This is a genomic window from Flavobacterium sp. N1736, assembly GCF_025947065.1.
Taxonomy (GTDB): domain Bacteria; phylum Bacteroidota; class Bacteroidia; order Flavobacteriales; family Flavobacteriaceae; genus Flavobacterium.
In genome coordinates, this window is record NZ_CP109994.1 from 2,892,701 (window position 1) to 2,917,104 (window position 24,404).

Genomic DNA, 24,404 nt, shown 5'->3' on the forward strand with positions numbered 1-24,404 from the left:
AGGCGCAAAGGTGCAAAGAAAAAAGCTTTGTAACTTTATTTCTTTGTGAAATTTCATCTTATATTTGAGAAAAGAATGCAACGAAATCTCTCGCAAAGTCGCAGAGTCGCAAAGTTTTTAAACTTAGAACGTTTTCTTTGCGACTCTGCGACTTTGCGAGATTAAAACACAATCCCATGAAAAAAATTATCTTTTTACTTTTTACAATTCTCACTTTTCACAACATTCAGTCACAGGAAATCAAAACGATGACTTATTTTCAGAATGATACAATCAAACTGGATTTAGATTTGTATTTGCCTCAGAAAAAAACCAGCGAGAAAATTCCGCTAATCATTTTTGCTTTTGGCGGAGGATTTTCCGGCGGTGAACGTACAAGCGAAAAAGACTTCGGAATATTTATGGCGAAAAACGGTTATGCAGTTGCCAGTATTTCGTACAGTTTATATATGAAAGGAAAAGATTTTGGCTGTAATGGAACCTTAACCGAAAAAATAAAAGCGATTCAAATTGGCGTGAGCGATATGTGGCAGGCAACTTCGTTTTTGATTGAAAATGCCAATAAATACAATCTCGATGCTTCGAAAATCTTTATTTCGGGAATTAGTGCTGGTGCCGAAATTGGTTTTCATGCTTCGTTTTGGGATTATAAACTGATGAATTTATACAAAAGTAATTTACCGGAGAACTTTAAATACACCGGTTTTATTGGAGGTTCCGGAGCAATTCAGGATATTAATTTAATTACAAAAGAAAAAGCGATTCCTATGTTATTGGCACATGGAAATAACGACCAGACCGTTCCTTACGCTGCAGGTTCGCACCGTTCTTGTCCGACAAATGCTTCAGGCTGGTTGATTCTTTTTGGGTCTTATGCCGTTTATAATCATATGAATAATTTACACAAAGACATTGAAATGATTACATTTTGCGGCGGCAGTCATGAATTTTCAGGTTATCTTTTTCATCAGGGACAGCAATATGTTTTGGATTTTGTAAATGATGTTTTGAAAGGAAAGAAATTTGAATCACATATTATTATTCCTTCAGAGAAGAAAGGCAAGGATTCAGGAAAATATTTATTTTGTGAGTAATTAGATTGATTTTTCTTCTCCTGCAAGGTTTTCAAAACCTTACAGGTATTACGAATTACTCATTATAATTATTACGAACCAATATCTTTACATTATACATTTAAACTGGACTAAAGTTCAGCCCTAAAATATTTGTCGAGTCTCTGACTCTTTTTTGTTTTAGTTCCAGAGGAACGATTTATTTTATAGAGCTGGACTTTAGTCCAGCATCATAATAATTACGAAATCATTCGCTTTAGTTAAAATAATCTTTTTAAATACAATAAGTTTAGGTAAATTTGCGCTTTATTTTACGAAAGTGCAAAAACAAATCATAGTTCTCATTGGTGGCCCGGGAACGGGAAAATCTACTCTTATCAACGAATTGGTAGCTCGTGGCTACTGCTGTTACCCTGAAATTTCAAGACAAGTTACTCTCGAAGCGCAACAGCGCGGTATCGAACAATTGTTTCTGGAACAACCTTTATTGTTTAGCGAAATGCTTCTTGAAGGCAGAATTAAACAATTTAAAAATGCTCTTGAAGAACCTGATAATGTAGTTTTTATAGATCGCGGAATTCCAGATGTGGTTGCATATATGGATTATATTGGCGACGAATATCCGGAGCATTTTATAAAAGCCTGCGAGAATTTTAAATATACTAAAACTTTTATTTTACCGCCTTGGGAAGAAATTTACGAAAGCGACACAGAGCGTTATGAAAATTTTGAACAGGCATTAACGATTCAGAAACATCTTGTTGAAACGTACAAAAAATATGGTTACACCTTAATTGAAGTGCCAAAAGATACGGTTGAAAACAGAATTCTTTATATATTAGATAAAATTTAGGCAGGCGGTTTAAAGTTGTAAAACTAGAACTGATTTCTAAATTTTTAACTTTAAAACCAGAGCCATGCCACAAGCACAAGAAATTCTTTTAAAATACTGGAAACACGACAGTTTCAGACCGCTCCAAAAAGAAATTATTGAGTCGGTTTTAGACGGTCAGGATACTTTTGCCTTACTGCCAACCGGTGGCGGAAAATCGATTTGTTTTCAGGTTCCGGCTATGATGCAGGACGGAATTTGTTTGGTTATTTCTCCTTTAATCGCTTTGATGAAAGATCAGGTGGCGAATTTACAAAAACGTGATATTAAAGCGATTGCGCTTACCGGAGGAATTCATACGGAAGAAATAATTGATCTGTTAGACAATTGCCAATACGGAAATTACAAGTTTTTATATCTTTCGCCTGAGCGTTTACAATCGGATTGGATTTTGGAACGTATTAAAAATTTACCTATCAATTTAATTGCTATTGATGAAGCGCATTGTGTTTCGCAATGGGGACACGACTTTCGTCCGGCATATTTGAAAATTTCAGAACTTAAAAAATACTTTCCTAAAATTCCGTTTTTGGCTTTAACGGCAACGGCAACTCCAAGGGTTATTCAAGACATTAATACGGAACTGGGCTTAAAAGATCCGAAACTTTTTCAGCAATCTTTTGAAAGAAAAAACATTGCATACATGATTTTTGAAGTGGAAGACAAATTGTATCGCACGGAACAAATTTTAAAGAAAAATCCACAGCCTTCTATTATATATGTACGAAATAGAAAATCATGTTTGAATATATCGACGCAATTACAATCTTTAGGATTTAAAGCAACTTATTATCATGGCGGACTTTCGGCTAAAGAAAAAGATAAAAACATGCAATTGTGGATGTCTGAACAAGCACAGGTAATTGTGGCGACAAATGCGTTTGGAATGGGAATTGACAAAGACAATGTAAAAACCGTAATTCATACGCAGCTTCCTGAAAATATTGAAAATTATTATCAGGAATCAGGAAGAGCGGGACGAAATGGCGAAAAGGCTTTTTCTGTTTTACTATATAATAATTCAGACGCCAACCAAACCGAACAGCAGTTTTTGAGTGTTTTGCCGGATAAAAAGTTTCTGAAAACCATGTATGTTAAACTTTGCAATTATTTTCAGATTGCTTACGGTGAAGGTTTGGATGATTCTTTTTCGTTTAAACTAAATCATTTTTGCCATAAATACGACTTCCCTACTTTAAAAACATATAACGCTTTACAGTTTTTAAACCAGCAGGGAATTATTACGATGTCTCAGGAGTTTTCAGAAAAGATTACAATGCAGTTTTTAATTGAATCAAAAGAAGTGATTCGTTATATAAGTTTAAATCAAAATGAAGAAGAAATTATTCTGGCAATTTTAAGAACTTATCCGGGTGTCTATGAAATGAAAACGCCTTTTAACCTTTCTTTAATTGCAAGAAAATCAAATCATACGGAAGAACAGGTTGCTGCGGTTTTAGAAAAACTGAAAGAGAAAGAAATCATCGATTATAAATCAAAAAATAACGACGCCACTATATTATTTAATGAAGTTCGCGAAGACGATTTAACTATAAACAGGGTTTCTAAATATCTGGAAAGACAAAATCAACTGAAAAAAGAACAGCTTTTATCTGTTCTACATTATATAAAGGAGAATAAAACCTGCAAAAATCGTTTGATTTTAGATTATTTTGGAGAAGAAACAACAGAAAATTGTGGTGTTTGCTCCTATTGTATTACTCAAAAAGGAAAAATCACAGAAGCTGATTCGATTGCAGATAAAATTTTGCATTTATTAAAATCGGCCGCTTTGACTTCGAGAGAAATTCAGGCTCAGATAAAACTGGATGCTAACGATATTGTTTTAGTACTTCAGGAATTATTGGAAAACAATCATATTACCATTCAATCAAATAATAAATACACTTTAAAATCATAATGGAAAAATTGAGAATTATATTTATGGGAACTCCGGAATTTGCCGTTGGTATTCTGGATACCATTATTAAAAACAATTACGATGTTGTTGGCGTTATTACGGCTGCAGATAAACCAGCTGGACGCGGACAAAAAATAAAATATTCGGCAGTAAAAGAATATGCACTGGCGAACAACCTTACTTTATTACAGCCTGTAAATTTAAAAGACGAAAATTTTCTCGCTGAATTAAAAGCTTTAAATGCTAATTTACAAATCGTTGTTGCTTTTAGAATGCTGCCAAAAGTAGTCTGGGAAATGCCGGGCTTAGGAACTTTTAATCTTCATGCCTCATTATTACCAAATTATCGTGGCGCGGCGCCAATTAACTGGGCTATTATTAACGGAGAAACTAAAACGGGTGTTACGACTTTCTTTATAGATGATAAAATTGATACCGGTGCGATGATTTTAAATTCTGAAATTGCTATTGAGCCGGAAGAAAGTGCCGGGGAATTACACGATAGATTAATGCATTTAGGAAGCGAAACTGTTATTGATACTTTAAAAGTTATCGAAAACGGAAATGTAACCACTACAATTCAGCAAGATAACGCTGAAATTAAAACTGCATACAAGCTAAATAAAGAAAATTGTAAGATCGATTGGACAAAATCCGGCGACGAAATCAATAATTTAATTAGAGGTTTGAGTCCATATCCTGCTTCGTGGTGTTTTTTGAAAGACAAAAACGAAGAATTAGCAATTAAAATATATGAAGCAAAATTGGTTTCAGAATCGCATTCGCATGAAATTGGAAATTTAATTAGCGGCAAAAAAGAAATCAAAATCGCTATTAAGAATGGTTATATTTTACTTTTAAGTTTACAATTACCCGGAAAAAGAGAATGCAAGTAGCTGAATTACTAAATGGCATCACTTTTACAGAAGAAGCAAAAGTCTATTAAGGCCAATAAAACGGGGGTTTTTCCCCTTTTTTAGTCGACAAACAACCTGCTTTATGAACAAAAAAAGCAAGTTATTAACAATTTTTGCTAAATTTAAAGAAAACACTTGCAAGGAACGGATTTCCTATTAAATTTGTGTATTAACAATTTTTTTTTTAACCAACAATTAATAACTAATTATTATGAACAAATCAGAATTAATCGATGCTATCGCTGCTGATGCAGGAATTACAAAAGCTGCGGCAAAATTAGCTTTAGAATCATTTTTAGGAAATGTAGGATCTACTTTGAAAAAAGGTGGAAGAATTTCATTAGTAGGTTTTGGGTCATGGTCAGTATCAGCTAGAGCTGCTAGAGACGGTAGAAATCCTCAAACAGGAAAAACTATCAAAATCGCTGCTAAAAATGTAGTGAAATTTAAAGCTGGAGCTGAATTAGAAGGTGCAGTGAACTAAGTAAGAAAGTTCTCTAAACTTATAATATAATTAAAACCCTCCTTGTGGAGGGTTTTTTTGTGCGGTTTAACGATTTTATTTGGGTTTTTAAAAAAATTATAACTAAATTTAATAAAAATTGTAGCCGTATGATTTCAGAAAAATTAAAAAAGGGACACCTGCTTATTGCCGAGCCTTCGATAATTGGAGATTTATCTTTTAATAGATCGGTAATTTTATTAGCAGACCATAACAAAGAAGGATCGATAGGTTTTATTATTAATAAACCATTAAAGTATACTATTAATGACCTAATTCCTGAGATTGATGCCACTTTTAAGATATATAACGGCGGTCCTGTAGAACAGGATAACCTTTATTTTATTCACAATATTCCAGAATTAATCCCGAATAGTGTCGAGATTTCTAATGGAATTTATTGGGGAGGTGATTTTGAATCGACCAAAGACTTAATAAACGACGGATCTATAAATAAAAATAACATTCGTTTTTTCTTAGGATATACAGGTTGGGATGAAAATCAGCTTGAAAGTGAAATGCAGGGCAACTCCTGGATTATTGCTGATAATAATTACAAAAATAAAATAATCGGAAAATCTACCACTCACTTTTGGAAAGAACAAATTATTGAGTTGGGCGGAGATTACGTTATTTGGTCGAATGCACCTGAAAATCCATATCTGAATTAATTTTCAGAAATGGATTCATTTAGTTTTTGCACTAATAAATGAGCCAGATCATTTTTAAATTCCTTTTTTCGATACTTCGTTATCGGCTGTATTCCCATGATTACATTTGTTAGAAATAATTCATCCGCTTTTTGAAGATCAAATGGCGAAATTATTTCTTCAGAAACCTCTATATCAGCAACTTTCTTCGCTAAAGCCAAAATTTGTTTACGCATTACACCATTCAGACAGCCTTCAGAAACCGGCGGCGTGATCAATTTTTTGCCCGTTAGCATAAATAAATTTCCCTGTAATACCTCCACTACATTTTTTGTATCGTTAAGTAAAATACAATTCTCTAAACCATTTTCATGAGCAAAAATACTTCCGGTAACATTGATCATTTTATTTGTCGTTTTAATAGACGATAATAATTGTTTGGTTACGTAGAAATCTTTATACAAATCAACTTCATAAGAAGCTGTATTTAATAGGTAATTCGTATTATCAAGGGCAGTTGCATGAATCAAATATGAAATTTCATTCGTTTTTGGCAAATATAGACCGCCATCATTTCTAAAAACGGTAATTCGTACTCTTGCCGATGCAGAAAGTTCATTTTGCTGAACGAGTTTTAAAACTTGTTCTTCAAAAAATTCCATTGTAAAATTCATTGGAATTTCCATTCTAACAACACGCATCGAAGCCATTAACCTGAAATAATGATCTTCGAGGAACAAGATTTTGTTATTGATTATTTTTAGTGTTTCAAAAACACCATCTCCATACAAAAACGCACGATTTTGAGTTAATACATTATCATCCTGCGCTACTATGTTTCCGTTAAAATTGATCATAAAAAAAACCCTGAATTTTGTTCAGGGCAAATATAAGGCATAAAATAGACTTTTACTAAACTGATCCAATAAGATGTTTCAGATCTGAGATCTGATTCTCCCACAATTGTTTAGCCTCGCCTACTTCTTCTTTTTCTGCAAAATCAACTACCATTAATGATACATCTTTAGTTAATTCATCAACTAAAATATGCAGCTCAAAAAAGTATTCAGTATCCTTACTGCTTTCATCGACCCATTTAAACTTTACTTTTTCACCGGTTTTTTTAGACGCTAAACGTGCTTTTTCCTGCGAATCGTTCCAAATAAAAGTGAAAAATTCACCTCTTGAATTTACATTGTCAGCAAACCATTCTGATAAACCTGACGGAGTTGATATATATTGATATAATAATTGCGGCGAAGAATTTATTGGAAACTCTATTTCGTAACGTATTTTTGAATCCATGTGCTACTTTTAATTTTTTCGAAATATAAGAATATATGTCCAAAAACAATGCGTTTTTAAAAATATTTTTTTTTCTTCATTTTATGCTTGTAAGCTTTAATATTATTTTTATATTTGCACCCGCAATGAGGAACACGGTTCACTTGCAATTTTGGCGAGGTAGCTCAGTTGGTTAGAGCGCAGGATTCATAACCCTGAGGTCACGGGTTCAACTCCCGTCCTCGCTACAAAAAACAAACCCCTAATCATCAATTGATTAGGGGTTTTTTATTAAAAATAGTTCTTCACCGGATGAAAAATTAGAGCGAAATTTTAAATAATCAGATTATAACTCTAATAATTAAATATTTTTTAGTACTTTTTTAGTGTCATATAAAACTCAACATGCTAATATTCATGTTCGAACATTCGGAAAAGTTAAAACGTTATAAATATGGATATAGTAAAATTTAAAATCACATCAAAAACGATAAAAGTAGAAGTACGTAACTCGAATAATTACGTTTTTAATTTTAATACTGCTTTAGAGATCGCTAAAGAAGACAAAGATGTTTTATTAAAACTATATAATGCTTTAGATATTCTTTTTAAGAAAGAAACTCCGGCTGAAGCAAAAAACTACATTTCGCCTAATCAAACCAATATATTGGATCAGATTTCTGCTGTTGATCGTTTAGAAGAAGAAAAATAAACAATTAATTTATATCACTTTGACTAATACCCCAACAAAGTCCTAACCTTTACTTTATAGGTTTCACCAATTGGCAATCGTTTTTTACCAATAACAATTTTGCCTTTTTCGAGATAATCGATGCAATTGAGGTTAACGATAAAAGACCTGTGAATACGCAGAAAATGTTCAGGAGATAAAAGCAATTCCATATTTTTCATGGTTTCAAGTGTAATGATTTTTCCTGATGCAGTAAAAAAGATTAAATAATCGCCAAGTGCTTCAATGTACAATATAGACGAAAGATCTGTTTTATGAAGACGATGCTCTGTTCTTAGCATTAAATGCCCTGAACAACTGCCAAGACTATTATGAATTCGTTCTTTAGCTTTTTCGGCAGCTATTAAAAAACGGTCAAAAGTTATGGGTTTTAGTAAATAATCGATAACATCATTATTGAAACCATCTACAGCATATTCCGGATAGGCAGAAGTTATAATTACTTTTGTGGCGGTTTCTTTTATCAGTTCCATTATTTCGATTCCTCTGATTTCCGGCATTTGAATATCCAGAAAAAGAAGATCTGCATTTCCGTTCAAAACTGCTTTTAAAGCTTCTGTAGGTTCGGTTGTTTTTAAAGCAAGTACAAAACCGGGAGTATCAGCTACATAAGAAGCCAGCAAACGTATCGCCGGATGCTCATCATCAAGAATAATACATTTTATAAGTTTGTTATTTATCATTTTTAATTATGAGTTTTACAGCAAACCAAGCATTGTCTTTTTCAATTTTTAAGTTATGATTGTCTGGATATAGCAAGTCCAGCCTTTTTTTTACGTTTTCAATTCCAATTCCGCCTACAGCATCTGTGTTGTTTTTTGATGTTAGATTAGAACATTGAAAAAACAATTGTTCTGCATCACTTTTTAAGATTATTTTCAGCCATATTTGATCTGATTTTATCGCTCCGTGTTTAAAAGCATTTTCTATAAAAGGAACTAATATTAACGGAGGCAAAAGCTGTTGACCATCTTTTATATCAATTTCAAACTGAATTGCAGATGGTTTCTCAAACCGAAGCTGCTGTAAGTAAATGAACTTTTCGAGATAATCGACTTCTTTTTCTAATGCAATTTTTTCTCCGGCATCATATAACATATAGCGTAATAATTCGGCAAGATGACTAATTGCAGGAAGTGCCTGGTTGCTGTTTTCAAGAACCAGCGAATATATATTATTAAGATTGTTGAACAAAAAATGCGGATTAACCTGCGAACGCAAAAACAATAATTCGGTTTGTCTGTTTTGCAGCTGCAGCTTCACATTTTGCAAATCGCGATATTTTGAATATCTGATCAAATAAAAAACACATGCAAATGCAATATTGATTATTGCGGTAAATGAAACCAGATGAAAATGATTTCGGCTTCTGATTGGTGAATTTTCGATAAAACTTGTCCAGAAAAAACTTAGATAAAAAAAGGAAACCGAAAGCAATAGTATCAGGACAAAAATCGTCAGCATTTTTCTGACTGGATAAAACTGATGCAGCACCAAATAAGTGCCAAATGACAAACCATAATACAGCATCATATCAACGATAAACCGAAGCCAGGTTTTTAAATGATATCTTCCATAAGGAATGTCAAACCGACCGTGCACCAGATTTGGAAGTTGACGCATTCCGAATGACATCATATAAAAGACTATAAATGCAAGTGTAAATAAAAAAATCTTTTTTTTCATAACTCAAAGTTATAACATTATGGATTCTGTTTTTAGAATTTGGAGGCGTGTTTATCGATGTTTTTTCCGTGTTCACCGAAAAAATTAAAAATGCCTTAATGTTTGCTGTTTCTTTGATAATGAATTAATTAAACACTATCATGAAATCTATTATTCTATATCTCGTAACGGTTCTGGCCTCTTTAACCATCCATTTTTGCAAGGGTCAGAATGTCAATTCTAATTTCGAAAATTATTTTGAAACGCTTAATGTTTCCAATCAACATAATGGAAATATCCTTGTCTCCCAAAACGGAAAAACGATTGCAGAGCTTTCTTCCGGTTACGCCAATCTCTCTTTAAGACAGCCGTGTATCTCAATTTCAAGGTTTAATCTGGCATCAATTTCAAAAGTCATTACTTCAACCGCAGTTTTGCAGCTTAGGGATAAAGGAAAATTTAAACTTGATGATCCATTTGTTTTATATTTTAAAGATTTTCCGTTTAAAGAAATCACAATTCGGCATCTTTTAACGCATACATCCGGTTTGCCTGATCTTGAATTGTTTGAGGAACTTGTAAAGCATTTTCCTGATACGATTATAACGAACAAAAATGTAATTCCTGAACTTCAAAAATGGAAACGCGGCTTATACTTTAAACCCGGCGACAAATTTCAATATTGCAATACCGAATATAATTTACTGGCATTACTTGTTGAAAATAGAAGCACATTAAAATTTGGTGATTATTTAAACAAAAATATATTTCGCCCAGCCAGAATGTTTAATAGTTATTTAAGCAGTTATCCTGATTTTGATAAAAAAGATAAACTGGCAGTTACGGCACAGGCTAAACCTCATCCAGGTTATGATAGTACGTATGTTTCTGTAGATTCAATTTTGAGATATAAGTATTTGAATTACAACAACAAAGGCACCGTTGGACAAGGAAATATAATGACAACAACGACAGATCTTTTACTTTTTGATACCGCATTTTTTAATGGTAAATTATTAAAACCAAAATCAGTTACAGAAGCCCTGACTCCATTAATGCTCAATAATGGAAGCAATTATTATGGCAAAATGGATACGCTTGATGGTGAAGGAAAAATGACTTACGGACTGGGTTGGGAAATATTTGATCAGCCTTTATACGGAAAATCTGTGGGACATGGCGGTTATAAAATTGGGCTCGCGACATTTTACTGGCATAATATAGCTAAAAATCAGGTTATTATTGGGTTTGATACTACTGCCGGAAGTGAATTTGGACGATTTCTAACTTCTTCAATAGCCATTTTAAATGAAAAAGAGCCTTTGGAATTACGAACTTCAAAATCTCTTGTGACGCTTTATGGAACGGCGCTGGTAAAAAACGGCGCCGATTATGCAGCCGCAGTTTTAAACGCCAATAAAGGAGATAAAAAGTATTATTTTAGTGAATGGGAAATGAACGAACTCGGATATAATCTTTTTTACATGTCTGCTTTTGAAGGTCATCAGGAATTAGCTCTGGAAACTTTTAAACTGGCCACTTTTTTATTTCCGGACAGTTTTAATACGTATGACAGTTATGCGCAATTATTAATGGATTCAGGCAAAAATGAAGAAGCGATTATGATGTACAAAAAATCAATTATTCTTAATCCGGATAATGAAGAAGGAAAACAAAAACTGGCGCAATTACTTAAAGAGAATTAGTTTATATTAATTTGATTTTATGAATTTCAATTTTTATTACTTTTTAAAATCAGGCTTTTTTCAAGTAATTTGTTTACAATATCATTACATGTGAGAAAAATTGTATTTTTGTTTGAATATATAAAACATAAGATTTTCATATTTAAATTATGAAAATGTATTTTACAAATGCAGCAATGTGTTTTACCAAACCTGAAAATTTTTAAAGAATTTTGAATATCTTTGAACTATGAGCACACTAACAAAACCAAGTCATATAGGGCGAAAAATTAGCCGTATTCGTGAACTGAAAGATATGAAGCAAGAAGCTTTGGCGCAAGCTTTAGGAATATCTCAACAAACTGTATCAGCAATAGAAAACAGCGAAACAATTGATGATGAAAGACTTTTAGAAGTAGCAAAAGTGTTGGGTGTAACGGTAGAAGCAATTAAAAATTTTTCGGAAGAAGCTGCAATTAATTATTTTAATAGTTTTACAGATACAAAGGACAGTAATGTAAATTTTGGAAGTCACTGCACTTTCAATCCGTTAGATAAATTAATGGAATCAGTAGAAGAAAATAAAAAACTTTACGAGCGTTTGTTGCAAGCCGAAAAAGATAAAATTGAATATTTAGAAAAATTATTGCAGGCAAAATAATTTTTTATAAAAGATATATAAATTCAAAAGAGACTTTCGAGTCTCTTTTTTTGTTTTGAAAAATTATCTATTTTAACTTATATCGCAGCGCATTGTTGTCAGTATTTTTTTGAAGCCTGCTTTTTCGTATGCTTTCACTGCTGCTTCGTTTTCATCGTATACTTCTAGTCTAACCTCGGTAATTCCTTGCGATAAAACCCATTTTTTTAGATCTTCAAGTAATAAACCGTTAATTCCTTTTCCTCTAAATTCTGGTTTTGTAAACATGAAACCCAGATATCCGAATAATTCATGCTTTTGGTACGGTTTCGCAGATCGTATTTGTGCATATCCACAGCCAATAATTTCGTTATTATTTTCGACAACCATAACTTCTGTGGCCTTATCTGCTATCATATCTTCTATATTATAATAGAATATTTCGCCTTCTTTTAACGTAGGATCAAACGGGCGTTCTGCATTAACAAGCAGCTGAAGAAATTCAGCAAGCTTAGGCAAATCGGCATTTGTTGCTGTTCTGGTCGAGATATTTTTGCTGTTTATGCTCATGTTTAGGTTTGGTTTGCAGAAATTTATTGATGAATTAGTTATATTAGCAATAACAAAAATAGTGAATAATTTAAACCTTTCAGAAAACACAATTATGGCAAATCAATTCGAAGATACAATTCAGAAAGCCTACAATGCTTTTAACGAAAGAAATATAGACAACGCATTATCGACAATGCAAGAAGATGTGCAATGGTCTAAAGCCTGGGAAGGTGGTTACATAAGCGGACACGACGAAATTAAGCAATATTGGACAAGACAATGGACAGAAATAAACCCTAAGGTTGAACCAGTAGGTTTTGATGAAAGAGAAAACGGAAGTCTGGAAGTTAAAGTGCATCAGAATGTAAAAGATTTGCAAGGTGGTTTACTGTTTGATGGAATGGTAAAACATGTGTACACTTTTCAGGACGGATTGATAAAAACAATGGATATTGAATTGGTTGAAAATAATTAATTTTGCATTAAAATAAAAAAGATGTCAATAAAGCAAGAATCAGAATTAATAGGAATGAAAAAGATAAGTGAAGCCGTTGCTTTTACTTTGAAAGAAATGAGAAACTTTGCAAAACCCGGCATGACAACTAAGGAATTAGACGATTATGGCGGAAAAATCCTGAATGATTTAGGAGCAAAATCAGCACCTTATTTAACTTATGGTTTTCCGGGATGGACTTGTATTAGCGTGAACAATGAATTTTGTCACGGTATTCCGTCTGATAAAAGAATTCTTGAAGAAGGTGATTTAATTAATATTGATGTTTCGGCAGAATTGGATGGTTTTTGGTCAGATAACGGAGGTTCTTTTGTTATTGGTGAAGATAAAAACGGACATCAAAAACTGGTTGATGCTTCAAAAGATATTTTACAAAAAGCAATAGATAATATAAAAGGCGGCGTAAAAATTTCTGAAATAGGATATCTTATAGAAACCGAAGCTAAAAAAAGAGGTTACAAGGTTATAAAAAATTTAGGCGGACATGGTATTGGTCGCAGTTTGCACGAACAGCCTGATGAATTGCTAAATTATAAAAACAGATTTGACCAAAGACGTTTTAAGAAAGATTCTGTTGTAGCTATTGAAACTTTCATTTCAACATCTTCATCTATTGCGGTAGAACTTAATGACGGCTGGACGATGGTTGGCAACAAAGGCGGACATATGGCGCAACACGAACACACGATTGTTGTTACTAACGGCAAACCTATTATTTTGACCGAAATGAATGGAATTTGGAATTAAATATAAAAGAGATAAAAAGAGGTTTTCAAGCGTTTTTTTATCTCTTTCTTATATCGGGAATTTTCTCTGTTAAATTCTTCCAATATCGTTTTGGCATATGTTGAAGATGAAGTTTTGTGTTTTTTCTTGACTCAATATTTACACTCTTGAAATAATTTCGCCACAGGTTTTGAAAAAATTCTTCGTCTTCATCCCCAATTTCGGCTAAAAATTTTGATGAATCAGATTTAGCATTAAATTGTAATGTTACAGTCGATGTATTTTCAAGATCATAATAAATTCCATATTTACGTTTTGCATCATATATCAACCAGCGCTGATCTGCATACCGATTTTTAAAATGGCTTTCTATAAGTGGCAAAACATCGCATTCTGGCTCTACAATTGCATAATACAACTGATCTTTTGCCAGTTTAAAACGCACAAAGGCTTTCATTCTGTGACTTTCTTTTGTTGTATAACGCGAAGCTTTTTTAACGCCTAAAACATCATTATTACTTAAATCTTCTTCGATGTTTTTTGACGTTGAAAATACATACTTTACAAATCGAAATAAAACTTCTTCTATCTCATTTATTTCAGATAAAAAAGCACAATAAACATTTTGAAATCCTTCTGTAGAAAGCTTTTCTTTCAATCTGTTTACTACACGATTGGCTTTATCAACATTTGTTGTAACTAAATGTGTATTTGCAAAAAGCAAAGCGCCCGAAGATTCGTTTTTGGAAAAAACAATTTCTTCGAGTTTATATTCATAAATTTCGAATACCGCTGTGAGCCAGCCTTCGTAAGTACCATCGTAAATTACTTGTGTCATTTTGATTAAAATAAAGCAAGTTGATTCGAGAAATCATTTTTGTATTTACTTTTTTGAGTATTTAAAATATGATCCTTAATTTGATTGGAAGTGAAATCTTTCTGTAATTGAAATGGCGTTGCAAATGCCAGAAAATATTTGGCACGCGTATAAGCAATTCCAAGTTTTTGCAAATCCTGAGGAACAAGTTTTTTAAATTTTCTTGCTGCTACAATTTTCTGTGCGCCTAAATAACCAATTCCCGGAATGCGTTTTACAAGTTCTAAATCGGCAGTATTTATGTCAACCGGAAATTGATTCAGATTGCGCAACGCCCATCCTAATTTTGGGTCGATATCAAGGTCAAGATTTGGCTGATCGAATCCAACGATTTCATTAACGTTGAATCCGTAAAAACGAATTAACCAATCTGCCTGATACAAACGATTTTCGCGTATCATGGGCACAGGAGTTCCAATTGCAGGAAGTCTGTTGTCATAACTTATTGGTACATATCCGGAATAATAAACGCGCCGCATGTTCATTTGCTCATAAAAATAATTGGCCATACCAAGAATTTCCATGTCATTTTCTTTGGTTGCACCAATAACCATTTGCGTGCTTTGTCCGGCAGGAGCAAAAACAGGTGCTTTGTAGTTTAGTTTTTTTTCTTCTTTATGACCAACAATTTCATTTTTCAGATATATCATTGGCTTAATCACATCATTGTGATTTTTCTCGGGCGCAAGCAATTTTAGACTTTGCTCTGTTGGCATTTCGACATTTACACTTAATCGGTCTGCATACATTCCGGCTTGCTGCAGCAATTCGTCACTTGCTCCCGGAATCGCTTTTAAGTGTATATAACCATTAAAATTCTCTTCTAATCGCAATTTCTTTGCAATCCTGACCAACCGTTCCATTGTATAATCCGGATTATCAAAAATACCCGAGCTCAAAAATAAACCTTCGATATAATTTCTTCTGTAAAAACCAATTGTTAAATCAACCACTTCCTGCACGGTAAAAGCGGCACGTTTTACATCATTACTTTTTCGGCTTACGCAATAAGCGCAGTCGAAAATGCAATGATTGGTTAGTAAGATTTTCAGCAAAGCAACACAACGTCCGTCTTCGGTATACGAATGACAAATACCATGTCCGGAAGAATCTCCTAATCCTTTATTTTTGTTTTTCCTGTTGCTTTGACCGGAAGAACATGAAACATCATATTTTGCAGCATCAGCCAAAATCGCCAACTTCTCCATCACTCTTTCATGTACCATTTTAAGCTTCTTTTGTGGTTAAGAAATTAAATTTGTTTAACCTCAAAACTACTCTTTTAAGTCAGAAAGATTCTGGAATTGACTGTTCTAAATTGTATCAAATTTTGGTTGTAGGATTATATTTCTATATGTTGAGTTTTATTAATTATTTGTGTTTTTTAATTTCGAACTTCCAAATCCGTAGTTAATTCCAAACAGCGTGAAAAGTGTATTCTCCTGTCCGAAATTCTTACCATAAGTTCCTGTAAAGTATAGATTATCATTAAGTTTATATTCCATCAATCCCACACTTCTATCGCTATTTAGGCTATTGTCTTTTGAATATTCTCTTTTTAAATATTCATACGATATAGAAAAATCCTTTATGTTATATTGTATTCTGCCTCCATAATCAAAAGCGTTGGTTCTATTAAAAACATCTGTTGTATTGGCTTCTAAAACATTATCACTGATAAAACGAACTGATCCTATTATTGAAAAATTTCCGTTTAATAAATTATCATCAATTGTTACATTATTGATATTATACGCTCCATTTAACCAAAATCCACTTCTGTTAAAGCGCTTATTATCAGATTTATTATCTGGTAAAGCATCAGAATAAGCAAAAGCTCCGTCTAATTGAAAAATAGGCAGTTCTTCAAAAATTTTATAGTAACTCTGAATTTCTTTATCGTCATTTAAAGCTTTTTCTAATTCATTTGGCTGTTTTGCAATTAATGTTGTCATTTTTGCAATTATTTTAGCCTCTTCATCTTCATCAGCAGCATTTGCTAATTGCATTTCGAGTTCCTCTATTTCTTCCTTATAGGGTCTCAGCTCTCTTACTCTATCCGAATATTTAGAAAGCGATTTACTAATATTATCGGATTGAGTTTTGGTTCTGATCGTAATTAAATTCGTTCTAATACCAAAAGCAATATAATTTGTGTTTTTAAGTAAACTGCCTGCTGTAGAGTCATTAGAAGTTGAGGCTATCGAAACACTCATTTTTCTAAAGATTCCACTAAATATATTGGGTTTAGAGTTTTTATCTTTTGGAATATTAAGGTATTTACGAACACTGCTTGTCGAATCAGATTTAAATGTCCAAAAGGGTGAAAATTCCATTGCAAAGTTTTTTGGAATAGCTGTTCCATTACTGGTTAAACTCATTAATGATGCCGCAAAAGCTTTTGGATTTGTCGGTTGTTCGATAGATGTAGGTGCAACATCAAGAATTTGAAACCCCGGAGAATTGGGTGTTTTTAAATCCTTTAATTTAACCATTGATTCTTCTTGTGCCTGTACACTCGAAATAATGATCATATTGATTACTATTATTCTAATTATTTTTTTCATGGCTAAACTTGTCTTAATCGAATAAATTTTTTAGTTACAATTTTTTCTCCTGTATCACTTTTATATTTATAATCTTCCGGTAAAAGTTGGTAGCTTTTCTTTTCTTTTCCACCCTCTAATATATATTTTATACTCAGGTTTTTAAAGCAGTTTTCCCACAACTCTTTGTCAACAAGCCTTAAATCTATAACTGCATCTATAACCAATAGACCATTTGCCAATTCGTTAGCAATTCCAATAGAAGATTTAGGTATAAAATGTTCTCCGTTTTCAGATTTTCCTATAAGATGTCTTTTGTCATTTATTAATAAATTTACATCAGCTGTAACCAAAGCAGCATCATTTGTAATTATATTTACTGATATGTAAATTTGATTATTGTTATCTTCAATTGGGTATTTTACTACATTCATAATTACTATATTAAAATGTTATCTTTTATATTTCTATTTTCAATTTCCGAGGTTTTTATAATTTTTGACTGTCCATATATCTGATGATCTGTGTATCTGTAAGCCAGCCAACAACCACATTATTAGCATCTACAACAAACAAGTCTTTGTAATTTTTCTCATTCATTAATTTTCTGGCATCTTCAACTTTTTTAGTTTCACTTATTACATCGAACTGAATAACCGTTGGGTTCGCGGTAATAAAATCGGCAAGTGTTTGTGCAGGCGTTGCTTTAAGCAGTTCATCGCTAAATGTGCTCTTGTGAATGATGCATTTTATTTTTCCACCTTCTAAAATCGGAAGTCTGCTTTTGTTTATACTATCAAGAAAATCTCGTAATCCTTGTAAATTAAATGTAGTAATCATTGAGTTATCGGTATCGATAGCGACCATCGTAAATTTATCAATCATTACTTGCTTTACTAAAATATCATCTAAAATATCAGGAGATATTTTATTAATTATTTCATGATAACTTTTAGAAGCTGCTTCAAAACTTTCTCTTCCAAAATAAAAAGCAAGAAGAGTTCCAATCCAGGTACTAATTAAAGGGGCTAATAAACTAAACAATCTTTCCGGATCGCCGTCGCATGTTATCCAATATATTACAATTGTGATTAAAAGAATAAATGATCCGATAAGTAAAATTTTTGCTATTAGATCTCTATAAACTATTTTTGGCTGTGCCATAATTCCTCTATTTTTGATTTACTATAATTAAACTCCTTTTTTCAATAGAAATGACTTAATCAAAAATTACATAAGCCATAAAAAATACGTAAAAAACTAATTTCTTCTTACATAAATTAAAAATCAAATACCTCACAATCAGATTTTTAATTATTCCATCTCTTGGCAGCAATCAAATATCTAAAACATAAACAACCGGATGCTACAACCATTATTCCTCACTAACAAACAGTCAAATATATAAATTTTAACATTTTAAAAAACAAATCAAAAAGTAATATTTTAATTACACAATTGTTAAAATAAAAGTTACGCTAGAAAACCTAATGAGGCTCTGACTTAACAACTTTTCTTACATCTCAGATAAAATATTTTTTTCTAAAAAACACGTATTTCCACTTAGCAATTTACTTACAGCGCTATTAAAATTTGAATAGTGAATTATGAAAATAGTCTATATAAATCTTAAAAAGCATCTTAAAAAACTTCTTCTTCGTACTTTTTTATCACAATTATTAAAATTTCAAACACATGATTTTCTATTTACATAATTGTTCCTGAATGAATCCCGATCTAAAAAATGCGTTAAAATCTTCGTCCTGTAACAGTTTTTCCGCAATAAAAAATATATTTGTCAAAACGAAAACAAACCGCGTCTTTCATCACTGACTACAAACTGAAGTGTATTAATATGGATAATGATAAATTTATTTTCTGTCTTGAAGGCGTTCCTGATGTCGATACGCAAATAGAGACTCTAGTAGTTAGAAATCTGGAAGAAATAGCCATTGATCAGGGAATTGCGAGTATTTACAAAACTTGTGATACGATCGAAGGTCTGGAAGAAAGTTTGAATGTATTGCTTTATGAAGATCATAATTTTAAGGATTATGAAATTATTTATTTAGTAATGCCGGGGGAATCCAACAATATATGCCTTCATGATTATTATTACAGCCTTGAAGAAATAGCAGAACTTTTTGAAGGAAAAATGAAAGGAAAAATTATTCATTTTGCCAATAAAAAAATACTGGACCTCAACGAAGAAGAAGCTCAATATTTTCTGGACATTACCGGTGCCCGCGCCATTTCCGGATACGGTTCTACTTATAATAAAATTGCCAGCAGCAGCACTATTGATAAAGCTTTTTTTAGTTTATATCAGGATAATGATGATCTTATCGAAGTGGTTGAAGAATTGTATCAAAAACATTATGCCTTGTGTCAGCTTCTCGATTTTAGACTATATTATTAGATGAAAACAAAAATGGTTGAAAAGGTAAAAACGTATGAATCAAAGGGATTTCGCGAGCGATTTCTTGGCGAAGAAAATCCGATACATTTACTTTTTAAATCCAACTCAGATCATTTTTTCTGTCTAAAAACAGAAGAAATAATGCGATTGCAATTTCCGGTTCCGCCATCGAAACACAGTTGTCATACTTTGATTTTTATCGCTTCGGGCACGCACATAATGAAAGTAGGATATGAAGAATATAAAACTGTTTCTAATGAAATTATTGTGGTTCCTGCCGGTCAGATTTTTTCAATCGAAAATGTTAACAGCACGCACAACGGCTATATCTGTCAGTTTCATCCCGATATTTTAATTGGAAAATACGGTAATCGTGAAATGCTGAATGATTTTGATTTTTTGAAAATATCAGGAAATCCTAAAATTAGTTTGTCAGTGGAAGATGTAAAATCTATCACTTCAATTTTAAATCGGCTGCAGCAGGAATATTCAGAGACCGAAACTGCAAATCTAAATATTGTACAGGCTTATCTTATTGCTTTGTTTTATGAAATGAACAAAAACAAGGTGCAGACTTTTAAAACTGTATCGGCTGCAGAAATGCTTACCGGTAGATTTAGGGAGTTAATTCACAACAATATTAAAACACACCATCTGGTTAATTATTATGCTTCTCTGCTTAATGTGACACCCAATCATTTAAATAAATCGGTAAAATCAGCAACGGGTCAAACAGCTACTAAATGGATTGATGAAACCATTTTATTAGAAGCCAAATATTTACTCTTTCAAACTACGCTTTCTGTAAGCGAAATTGCTATTGAAGTTGGACATGAGGATCATTCTTACTTTTCTCGTTTTTTCAAAAAATACGAAGGCATTACTCCTATTCAATATCGAAAATTGATTGATAAGTCCTAATTATTGATTGCGAAATCCTATTAAACTTATCGTTGATTTATTGAAATTTGCCCTATAAAAAGAGTGAATTATGATTTATGTATTTAAAACAACGGTTGATTCAAAATCGAAATTTGAGTCTGCAAGTGCGTTACTTCACGAATTGTTGCCTAACGCTACATGGAATTTTGATCTTGAAGATTGTGACAACATTTTAAGAATTGACAGTGAATACGAAATTTCTGAATCGATGTTGGACAATACTATTTTCGATTGTATCGAATTAGAATAATCAGACTTAGCCTAAATCTTTTTTTTTAACCTCAACTTATTTCTAGTTTTTAGTCTCAGTTTTCAGTCTCAGTTTCTCTTTGAGTCTGGAGAAACTTTGTCAAAGTTAGAAAAATTAGAAACAAACAAAAGGGATGCGAAAACCGCATCCCTTTTTAAACTAACTCTGTAAAAAATTCTTATTTTATCCAACGTGGATCTCCAATTGCGTTGTCTTTTAAAGTTTGGTTACCAATGGTGAAATCACCTGCTGCAGCGTTTGTAAACTGCGGATTAGCGGTAATTCCTGTAGCATCAATTTTATTTAAGGCAATCGTTGCATCCATAAAACTTGCTGCGTTGTAATAATACGTTTTAGTAAATGTTGGCGCTTTTGTAGCAGCCTGATTGGTATAAATTGCAGTAGTTTCTGCAATCAACGTATTTCTTACTATTGACGTATTATCATTAAAACGAACGTATAATATTCTTTTTGGTGCTGCTGTACTAGATACTTTGTATAAGGTACATTTGTCAATTAATACATTGGTTATTAAACCTGTACCTGAGAAACCTGCAGCTGGCGCAACGGCATCGGCTCTAACAAAATCACGGGCAGTTGAACAGTTATCAAATGTGCTGTTTTTAAGAATAATGTCAGCAACATATGTATTTCTGAAATCAATAAAATCGGCACCTGCATTTGTATTTACATTTCTAACAATACTATTGTCTACAACAAAAGATTTTACTTTTGTCGCACTTGCATTTGCAGAAACCAATGCACGTGCGTAATCATGAACTTTACAACCGCTTATTAAAATATCATTGTATATACTTGAAGCTCCGGTAATGGTAAGAAGTGCAGAATTGGTTATTCCTGTACCATTTAAATCCAAATCGATCAAACTTACTGCAGAAGCTCCGGCAGCAGCAGTAAACGTTACATTTACTAATGGCATGTCATATCTTTTAACTCCTCTGATGGTAACCGGTTTAGTTAGTACTATATCGCCAATATAAGCGTTATAGTTTCCAGGCATTAGATAAAGTTTTGCATTTGGCGCTGCTTGTGTTATGATGGTATTTAAATTATCTGTCGGATTAACTACAGTTCCTGTTGACACATCAACACCGGTTGTAAATGTTGCGGTACCTCTTGTTTTAGTTCCGTTTAGCAATGTAGCGGTGTAGAATGTATCACCTGTAAGTCCTGTTACAGTAGCAACTCCGGCAAGTTTTTCTGCGGGAGTTATTGTGTGTGTAATATTTCCCGGAGCAGCAGTAATTTGTGTTACATTACTATTAGCCGGCCATCTTAATGTTGCAGATGCTCCTTCAACATCAGTTTCCAGAACCGGGAAGAAAATTTGCTCTGATAAAGTTGTTGCTGTAACAACAGACCAGCTAGAATCTGCTAATCCGGTTGTGCCAACTGCTTTTACTCTGATTGAATATACGGTTTCTCCTTCTAATGCAACTTGTATAGGCAATTGCTCTTGTGTTACATTTAATGTTTTGTAAATTGTTGTAAAATTGGGATCATCTGCACTAAATTCTACAACAAAATGATCTGCAACTTCGTCTTGTTTCAGCGTCCAGTCAAGTTCGACAGTTGTTTGATTTCTGATTGTTGCTTTTACTCCAATAGGAGAAAATTCTCTGCTTACATTAAGAGTTTCTACCACTCCATCATTATAACTTTCACAACCCGAAAATGCGGCTGTCAGTACTAATGACATTATTAATCCTTTAAATATATATTTTGTTTTCATAAACATGATGCCTTATAATTAATTAATAATTGTGTGTGATTAATAATTGTAATCATTAACCAATTTACCATTACTTCCGTCAATAAACACTTGCCATATTGGCCAGAATTGTCTATTATCAGGATTAACACCAGCTTTATAAAGCGTATTTATCTTTGTATCTGTAGCAGTACCTGTCCATGTCCATGCAAATGCAGTATAAGCAGCTCCCGGATTTGTAGTTTCTCCTTTATTCAAACCATAAATATCAAGACTTACATTGTCTGCTTTATATTTATAATACAAAGTTGAAGGTACAGTTGCATATTCACCAATATGTTGCGACAGATTTGTCATTTTTGCTTTAGCTTCATCTAATTTTGTTTTCAGTAAATTCCAACGAATAAGGTTTTGCTTACGCTCCATTTCTCCTGTAAATTCATATTTATTTTCTTCAACAAGAGCATTAAACATGGCGTCTTTTCCAGTCAAAGCATTTACATAATTATCCACTTTGTCAGCCTGAACAGCTGCAGGAAACGCTCTTCTGCGTATTTCTTTTAAGTATGGCGCTGCTGCTGACGGACCTTCAATTTCATTGGCGGCTTCTGCTGCAATTAAAAGTACTTCGGCATAACGCATATAAATTTTATTTACTCCATCATCGTTTGTTGAGGTAACAAAACGTGTCATCCATTCGTAACGGTATTTTCCGAAATACCAGGTATTTAAAGCTCCAAGTTCTTGTTTGGCAACATTATTTACAGCTGTACCATACTTATAAGGCACACAAGTAACATCTCTACGGGTATCTGTTGGATCATAATCGTAAAAAACGAAAGGAAGCGGTCCTGCAGTTCCACCACGATTTGGTCCGTTTGCATGAAATTGATCATTTGTAGTATGTCGAACTGCAAATGTAAATAACATACGGCCTCTACCTTCTGAAAACGGAAGTTCCCACAGCGATTCTCCACCGGCAACTAAATATTCCTGATTGTATTTTCTCCAAAATGTTTCAAAAGATGGCTCTAAATGTGCGGATCCGCTTTGAATCACATCACGAGATTCTTTTAATGCCAATGCATACATAACAGGAACAGAAAGTTCAGGATCTGTACTTCTTCTTACTCCGTCAGGATATTGCTGATAACCGCTTGCAACCATTGCTAAACGTGCACGGAAACCTTTTACAAAAGCTTTATTAATTCTTTCTACTTTGCTTGTTGCAGCAGTTTCACCCGGCCATGGAACCAGTGTTGATGCTTCGGCTAAATCTGCAATAAGCTGTTTGTAGATAACGTCTCTGCTTGTTTTTCCAACATAAAGAGTTGCATTGTTAACCGGCTCAAAACGAGCAGGTACATCTCCCCACGCTTTAATTAAATCCGCATAATAAATCGCTCTTAATGTCAAAGCTTCTCCTAATAAATATCCTAATTCTGATCCTGCTGTTGGGTTACCGTAAGCACGTAAACCGCGAATACAAATATTAGCACGCTCAATTCCTGAATACATCATTGCCCATGCATTATTAGTGGTATTCATTTGAGAATTATTCGCTTTTGCATCATACGTACATAAATCTGATGCGTCACTTACTGTTTGAGAAGAGTTATACCACTCCACATCAGTATTTAAACCGTAAAAAGGAAGGAAACGACCTCTGTACGAGTTAGTTTCTGCAAACGGAATTTTAATTCCGTCAATTGCGCCTTCAGCTAATCCCGGACTAGAAAAAATAACTGATTCATCTAATGTTGATTCTGCCGGAGCATCTAAATAATTATCGGAGCAGGAAGTAAAAATACTTGCTAGAATAATTCCTGCTATTAATATTTTATGTTTCATCTTCTGAAAGTTTTA

The 24,404-nt window shown here is 33.1% G+C and carries 25 protein-coding genes, 1 tRNA gene and 1 pseudogene; 15 read left to right on the forward strand and 12 right to left on the reverse strand.

What is annotated here, in order from left to right; translation table 11 throughout:
* The first annotated feature begins 176 nt into the window (after positions 1–176).
* The 6 genes and pseudogenes from OLM54_RS12215 (at position 177) to OLM54_RS12240 (ending at position 5,976) form a co-directional block, all read left to right on the forward strand.
* Positions 177–1,094 carry a carboxylesterase family protein gene (locus OLM54_RS12215; protein WP_264534902.1) on the forward strand — a complete coding sequence of 306 codons (918 nt, stop codon included), beginning with the start codon at positions 177–179 and terminating at the stop codon, positions 1,092–1,094.
* Between the two features lie 298 nt (positions 1,095–1,392).
* On the forward strand, positions 1,393–1,926 hold the full coding sequence (locus tag OLM54_RS12220; RefSeq protein ID WP_264534903.1) for an ATP-binding protein: 534 nt from the start codon (positions 1,393–1,395) through the stop codon (positions 1,924–1,926).
* Between the two features lie 64 nt (positions 1,927–1,990).
* Positions 1,991–3,886 carry an ATP-dependent DNA helicase RecQ gene (locus tag OLM54_RS12225; RefSeq protein ID WP_264534904.1) on the forward strand — a complete coding sequence of 632 codons (1,896 nt, stop codon included), beginning with the start codon at positions 1,991–1,993 and terminating at the stop codon, positions 3,884–3,886.
* A pseudogene (gene fmt, locus OLM54_RS12230) lies at positions 3,886–4,832 on the forward strand (methionyl-tRNA formyltransferase). Before OLM54_RS12225 ends, fmt begins: the two are co-directional and overlap by 1 nt.
* Before the next feature lie 182 nt (positions 4,833–5,014).
* Entirely contained in the window at positions 5,015–5,287 is a 273-nt protein-coding gene (locus OLM54_RS12235) for an HU family DNA-binding protein (protein ID WP_042567273.1), read from the forward strand.
* A 128-nt stretch (positions 5,288–5,415) separates the two neighbouring features.
* Positions 5,416–5,976, forward strand: a complete 561-nt coding sequence (locus OLM54_RS12240; RefSeq protein ID WP_073396461.1) for a YqgE/AlgH family protein — start codon at positions 5,416–5,418, stop codon at positions 5,974–5,976.
* On the opposite strand, the gene OLM54_RS12245 is transcribed toward OLM54_RS12240, so the two are convergent.
* Together OLM54_RS12245 and OLM54_RS12250 are read right to left on the reverse strand one after the other, a co-directional pair.
* A complete protein-coding gene (locus OLM54_RS12245; RefSeq protein ID WP_264534905.1) occupies positions 5,973–6,812 on the reverse strand; it encodes an aminotransferase class IV in 840 nt (279 codons plus the stop codon). The genes OLM54_RS12240 and OLM54_RS12245 overlap by 4 nt on opposite strands.
* Positions 6,813–6,867: 55 nt before the next feature.
* A complete protein-coding gene (locus OLM54_RS12250) occupies positions 6,868–7,260 on the reverse strand; it encodes an START-like domain-containing protein (RefSeq protein WP_026727620.1) in 393 nt (130 codons plus the stop codon).
* Between the two features lie 153 nt (positions 7,261–7,413).
* On the opposite strand from OLM54_RS12250, the gene OLM54_RS12255 reads away from it, so the two are divergent.
* Together OLM54_RS12255 and OLM54_RS12260 are read left to right on the forward strand one after the other, a co-directional pair.
* Positions 7,414–7,487: transfer RNA gene (locus tag OLM54_RS12255), tRNA-Met, on the forward strand.
* Positions 7,488–7,693: 206 nt separating this feature from the next.
* Positions 7,694–7,951 (forward strand): hypothetical protein, encoded by a 258-nt coding sequence (locus tag OLM54_RS12260; RefSeq protein ID WP_264534906.1) that lies wholly within the window; start codon positions 7,694–7,696, stop codon positions 7,949–7,951.
* 23 nt (positions 7,952–7,974) lie between these two features.
* On the opposite strand, the gene OLM54_RS12265 is transcribed toward OLM54_RS12260, so the two are convergent.
* Positions 7,975–8,673 carry a LytR/AlgR family response regulator transcription factor gene (locus OLM54_RS12265; RefSeq protein ID WP_264534907.1) on the reverse strand — a complete coding sequence of 233 codons (699 nt, stop codon included), beginning with the start codon at positions 8,671–8,673 and terminating at the stop codon, positions 7,975–7,977.
* Positions 8,663–9,676: a sensor histidine kinase gene (locus OLM54_RS12270; RefSeq protein ID WP_264534908.1), complete on the reverse strand. Its 1,014-nt coding sequence runs from the start codon at positions 9,674–9,676 to the stop codon at positions 8,663–8,665. Before OLM54_RS12270 ends, OLM54_RS12265 begins: the two co-directional genes overlap by 11 nt.
* A gap of 140 nt (positions 9,677–9,816) precedes the next feature.
* Here OLM54_RS12270 and OLM54_RS12275 point away from each other — a divergent pair, with 140 nt between their 5' ends.
* On the forward strand, positions 9,817–11,361 hold the full coding sequence (locus tag OLM54_RS12275) for a serine hydrolase (protein ID WP_264534909.1): 1,545 nt from the start codon (positions 9,817–9,819) through the stop codon (positions 11,359–11,361).
* Positions 11,362–11,590: 229 nt separating this feature from the next.
* Positions 11,591–12,001 (forward strand): helix-turn-helix domain-containing protein, encoded by a 411-nt coding sequence (locus tag OLM54_RS12280; RefSeq protein ID WP_264534910.1) that lies wholly within the window; start codon positions 11,591–11,593, stop codon positions 11,999–12,001.
* A 72-nt stretch (positions 12,002–12,073) separates the two neighbouring features.
* Here OLM54_RS12280 and OLM54_RS12285 read toward each other — a convergent pair whose 3' ends face one another.
* Entirely contained in the window at positions 12,074–12,550 is a 477-nt protein-coding gene (locus OLM54_RS12285) for a GNAT family N-acetyltransferase (RefSeq protein WP_264534911.1), read from the reverse strand.
* 94 nt (positions 12,551–12,644) lie between these two features.
* Between OLM54_RS12285 and OLM54_RS12290 the strand changes: the two genes are divergently transcribed.
* Together OLM54_RS12290 and map are read left to right on the forward strand one after the other, a co-directional pair.
* Positions 12,645–13,007 (forward strand): nuclear transport factor 2 family protein, encoded by a 363-nt coding sequence (locus tag OLM54_RS12290; RefSeq protein WP_264534912.1) that lies wholly within the window; start codon positions 12,645–12,647, stop codon positions 13,005–13,007.
* Between the two features lie 21 nt (positions 13,008–13,028).
* Positions 13,029–13,793: a type I methionyl aminopeptidase gene (gene map, locus OLM54_RS12295; protein WP_264534913.1), complete on the forward strand. Its 765-nt coding sequence runs from the start codon at positions 13,029–13,031 to the stop codon at positions 13,791–13,793.
* A gap of 37 nt (positions 13,794–13,830) precedes the next feature.
* On the opposite strand, the gene OLM54_RS12300 is transcribed toward map, so the two are convergent.
* The 5 genes from OLM54_RS12300 to OLM54_RS12320 all read right to left on the reverse strand — a co-directional run bounded on the left by OLM54_RS12300 (position 13,831) and on the right by OLM54_RS12320 (position 18,359).
* Positions 13,831–14,610 carry a TIGR03915 family putative DNA repair protein gene (locus OLM54_RS12300; protein ID WP_264534914.1) on the reverse strand — a complete coding sequence of 260 codons (780 nt, stop codon included), beginning with the start codon at positions 14,608–14,610 and terminating at the stop codon, positions 13,831–13,833.
* 5 nt (positions 14,611–14,615) lie between these two features.
* Complete coding sequence (locus OLM54_RS12305) at positions 14,616–15,875, reverse strand: putative DNA modification/repair radical SAM protein (RefSeq protein WP_264534915.1); 1,260 nt, start codon at positions 15,873–15,875, stop codon at positions 14,616–14,618.
* A 141-nt stretch (positions 15,876–16,016) separates the two neighbouring features.
* A complete protein-coding gene (locus tag OLM54_RS12310; protein WP_264534916.1) occupies positions 16,017–17,216 on the reverse strand; it encodes a porin family protein in 1,200 nt (399 codons plus the stop codon).
* 2 nt (positions 17,217–17,218) lie between these two features.
* Positions 17,219–17,629: a hypothetical protein gene (locus OLM54_RS12315; RefSeq protein ID WP_264534917.1), complete on the reverse strand. Its 411-nt coding sequence runs from the start codon at positions 17,627–17,629 to the stop codon at positions 17,219–17,221.
* A 55-nt stretch (positions 17,630–17,684) separates the two neighbouring features.
* Positions 17,685–18,359 (reverse strand): CBS domain-containing protein, encoded by a 675-nt coding sequence (locus OLM54_RS12320; protein WP_264534918.1) that lies wholly within the window; start codon positions 18,357–18,359, stop codon positions 17,685–17,687.
* A 691-nt stretch (positions 18,360–19,050) separates the two neighbouring features.
* On the opposite strand from OLM54_RS12320, the gene OLM54_RS12325 reads away from it, so the two are divergent.
* The 3 genes from OLM54_RS12325 (at position 19,051) to OLM54_RS12335 (ending at position 20,806) form a co-directional block, all read left to right on the forward strand.
* Positions 19,051–19,614, forward strand: a complete 564-nt coding sequence (locus OLM54_RS12325; RefSeq protein WP_264534919.1) for a DUF6642 family protein — start codon at positions 19,051–19,053, stop codon at positions 19,612–19,614.
* Positions 19,615–20,535: an AraC family transcriptional regulator gene (locus OLM54_RS12330; RefSeq protein WP_264534920.1), complete on the forward strand. Its 921-nt coding sequence runs from the start codon at positions 19,615–19,617 to the stop codon at positions 20,533–20,535.
* Between the two features lie 70 nt (positions 20,536–20,605).
* On the forward strand, positions 20,606–20,806 hold the full coding sequence (locus tag OLM54_RS12335; protein WP_264534921.1) for a hypothetical protein: 201 nt from the start codon (positions 20,606–20,608) through the stop codon (positions 20,804–20,806).
* Between the two features lie 178 nt (positions 20,807–20,984).
* Here OLM54_RS12335 and OLM54_RS12340 read toward each other — a convergent pair whose 3' ends face one another.
* Complete coding sequence (locus OLM54_RS12340; RefSeq protein ID WP_264534922.1) at positions 20,985–22,526, reverse strand: DUF5123 domain-containing protein; 1,542 nt, start codon at positions 22,524–22,526, stop codon at positions 20,985–20,987.
* A gap of 72 nt (positions 22,527–22,598) precedes the next feature.
* Complete coding sequence (locus tag OLM54_RS12345) at positions 22,599–24,389, reverse strand: RagB/SusD family nutrient uptake outer membrane protein (protein ID WP_264534923.1); 1,791 nt, start codon at positions 24,387–24,389, stop codon at positions 22,599–22,601.
* Positions 24,390–24,404: the final 15 nt, after the last annotated feature.

Excerpts from the sequence above, each read along its gene's own strand:
- OLM54_RS12345 (WP_264534923.1), bottom strand. The coding sequence starts at position 24,389 with ATGAAACATAAAATATTAATAGCAGGAATTATTCTAGCAAGTATTTTT.
- OLM54_RS12235 (WP_042567273.1), top strand. The coding sequence starts at position 5,015 with ATGAACAAATCAGAATTAATCGATGCTATCGCTGCTGATGCAGGAATT.
- OLM54_RS12285 (WP_264534911.1), bottom strand. The coding sequence starts at position 12,550 with ATGAGCATAAACAGCAAAAATATCTCGACCAGAACAGCAACAAATGCC.
- OLM54_RS12250 (WP_026727620.1), bottom strand. The coding sequence starts at position 7,260 with ATGGATTCAAAAATACGTTACGAAATAGAGTTTCCAATAAATTCTTCG.
- OLM54_RS12280 (WP_264534910.1), top strand. The coding sequence starts at position 11,591 with ATGAGCACACTAACAAAACCAAGTCATATAGGGCGAAAAATTAGCCGT.
- OLM54_RS12275 (WP_264534909.1), top strand. The coding sequence starts at position 9,817 with ATGAAATCTATTATTCTATATCTCGTAACGGTTCTGGCCTCTTTAACC.
- map (WP_264534913.1), top strand. The coding sequence starts at position 13,029 with ATGTCAATAAAGCAAGAATCAGAATTAATAGGAATGAAAAAGATAAGT.
- OLM54_RS12340 (WP_264534922.1), bottom strand. The coding sequence starts at position 22,526 with ATGTCATTAGTACTGACAGCCGCATTTTCGGGTTGTGAAAGTTATAAT.
- OLM54_RS12240 (WP_073396461.1), top strand. The coding sequence starts at position 5,416 with ATGATTTCAGAAAAATTAAAAAAGGGACACCTGCTTATTGCCGAGCCT.
- OLM54_RS12335 (WP_264534921.1), top strand. The coding sequence starts at position 20,606 with ATGATTTATGTATTTAAAACAACGGTTGATTCAAAATCGAAATTTGAG.
- OLM54_RS12245 (WP_264534905.1), bottom strand. The coding sequence starts at position 6,812 with ATGATCAATTTTAACGGAAACATAGTAGCGCAGGATGATAATGTATTA.
- OLM54_RS12260 (WP_264534906.1), top strand. The coding sequence starts at position 7,694 with ATGGATATAGTAAAATTTAAAATCACATCAAAAACGATAAAAGTAGAA.
- OLM54_RS12300 (WP_264534914.1), bottom strand. The coding sequence starts at position 14,610 with ATGACACAAGTAATTTACGATGGTACTTACGAAGGCTGGCTCACAGCG.
- OLM54_RS12305 (WP_264534915.1), bottom strand. The coding sequence starts at position 15,875 with ATGGTACATGAAAGAGTGATGGAGAAGTTGGCGATTTTGGCTGATGCT.
- OLM54_RS12270 (WP_264534908.1), bottom strand. The coding sequence starts at position 9,676 with ATGAAAAAAAAGATTTTTTTATTTACACTTGCATTTATAGTCTTTTAT.
- OLM54_RS12325 (WP_264534919.1), top strand. The coding sequence starts at position 19,051 with ATGGATAATGATAAATTTATTTTCTGTCTTGAAGGCGTTCCTGATGTC.
- OLM54_RS12225 (WP_264534904.1), top strand. The coding sequence starts at position 1,991 with ATGCCACAAGCACAAGAAATTCTTTTAAAATACTGGAAACACGACAGT.
- OLM54_RS12310 (WP_264534916.1), bottom strand. The coding sequence starts at position 17,216 with ATGAAAAAAATAATTAGAATAATAGTAATCAATATGATCATTATTTCG.
- OLM54_RS12320 (WP_264534918.1), bottom strand. The coding sequence starts at position 18,359 with ATGGCACAGCCAAAAATAGTTTATAGAGATCTAATAGCAAAAATTTTA.
- OLM54_RS12215 (WP_264534902.1), top strand. The coding sequence starts at position 177 with ATGAAAAAAATTATCTTTTTACTTTTTACAATTCTCACTTTTCACAAC.
- OLM54_RS12290 (WP_264534912.1), top strand. The coding sequence starts at position 12,645 with ATGGCAAATCAATTCGAAGATACAATTCAGAAAGCCTACAATGCTTTT.
- OLM54_RS12265 (WP_264534907.1), bottom strand. The coding sequence starts at position 8,673 with ATGATAAATAACAAACTTATAAAATGTATTATTCTTGATGATGAGCAT.
- OLM54_RS12315 (WP_264534917.1), bottom strand. The coding sequence starts at position 17,629 with ATGAATGTAGTAAAATACCCAATTGAAGATAACAATAATCAAATTTAC.
- OLM54_RS12330 (WP_264534920.1), top strand. The coding sequence starts at position 19,615 with ATGAAAACAAAAATGGTTGAAAAGGTAAAAACGTATGAATCAAAGGGA.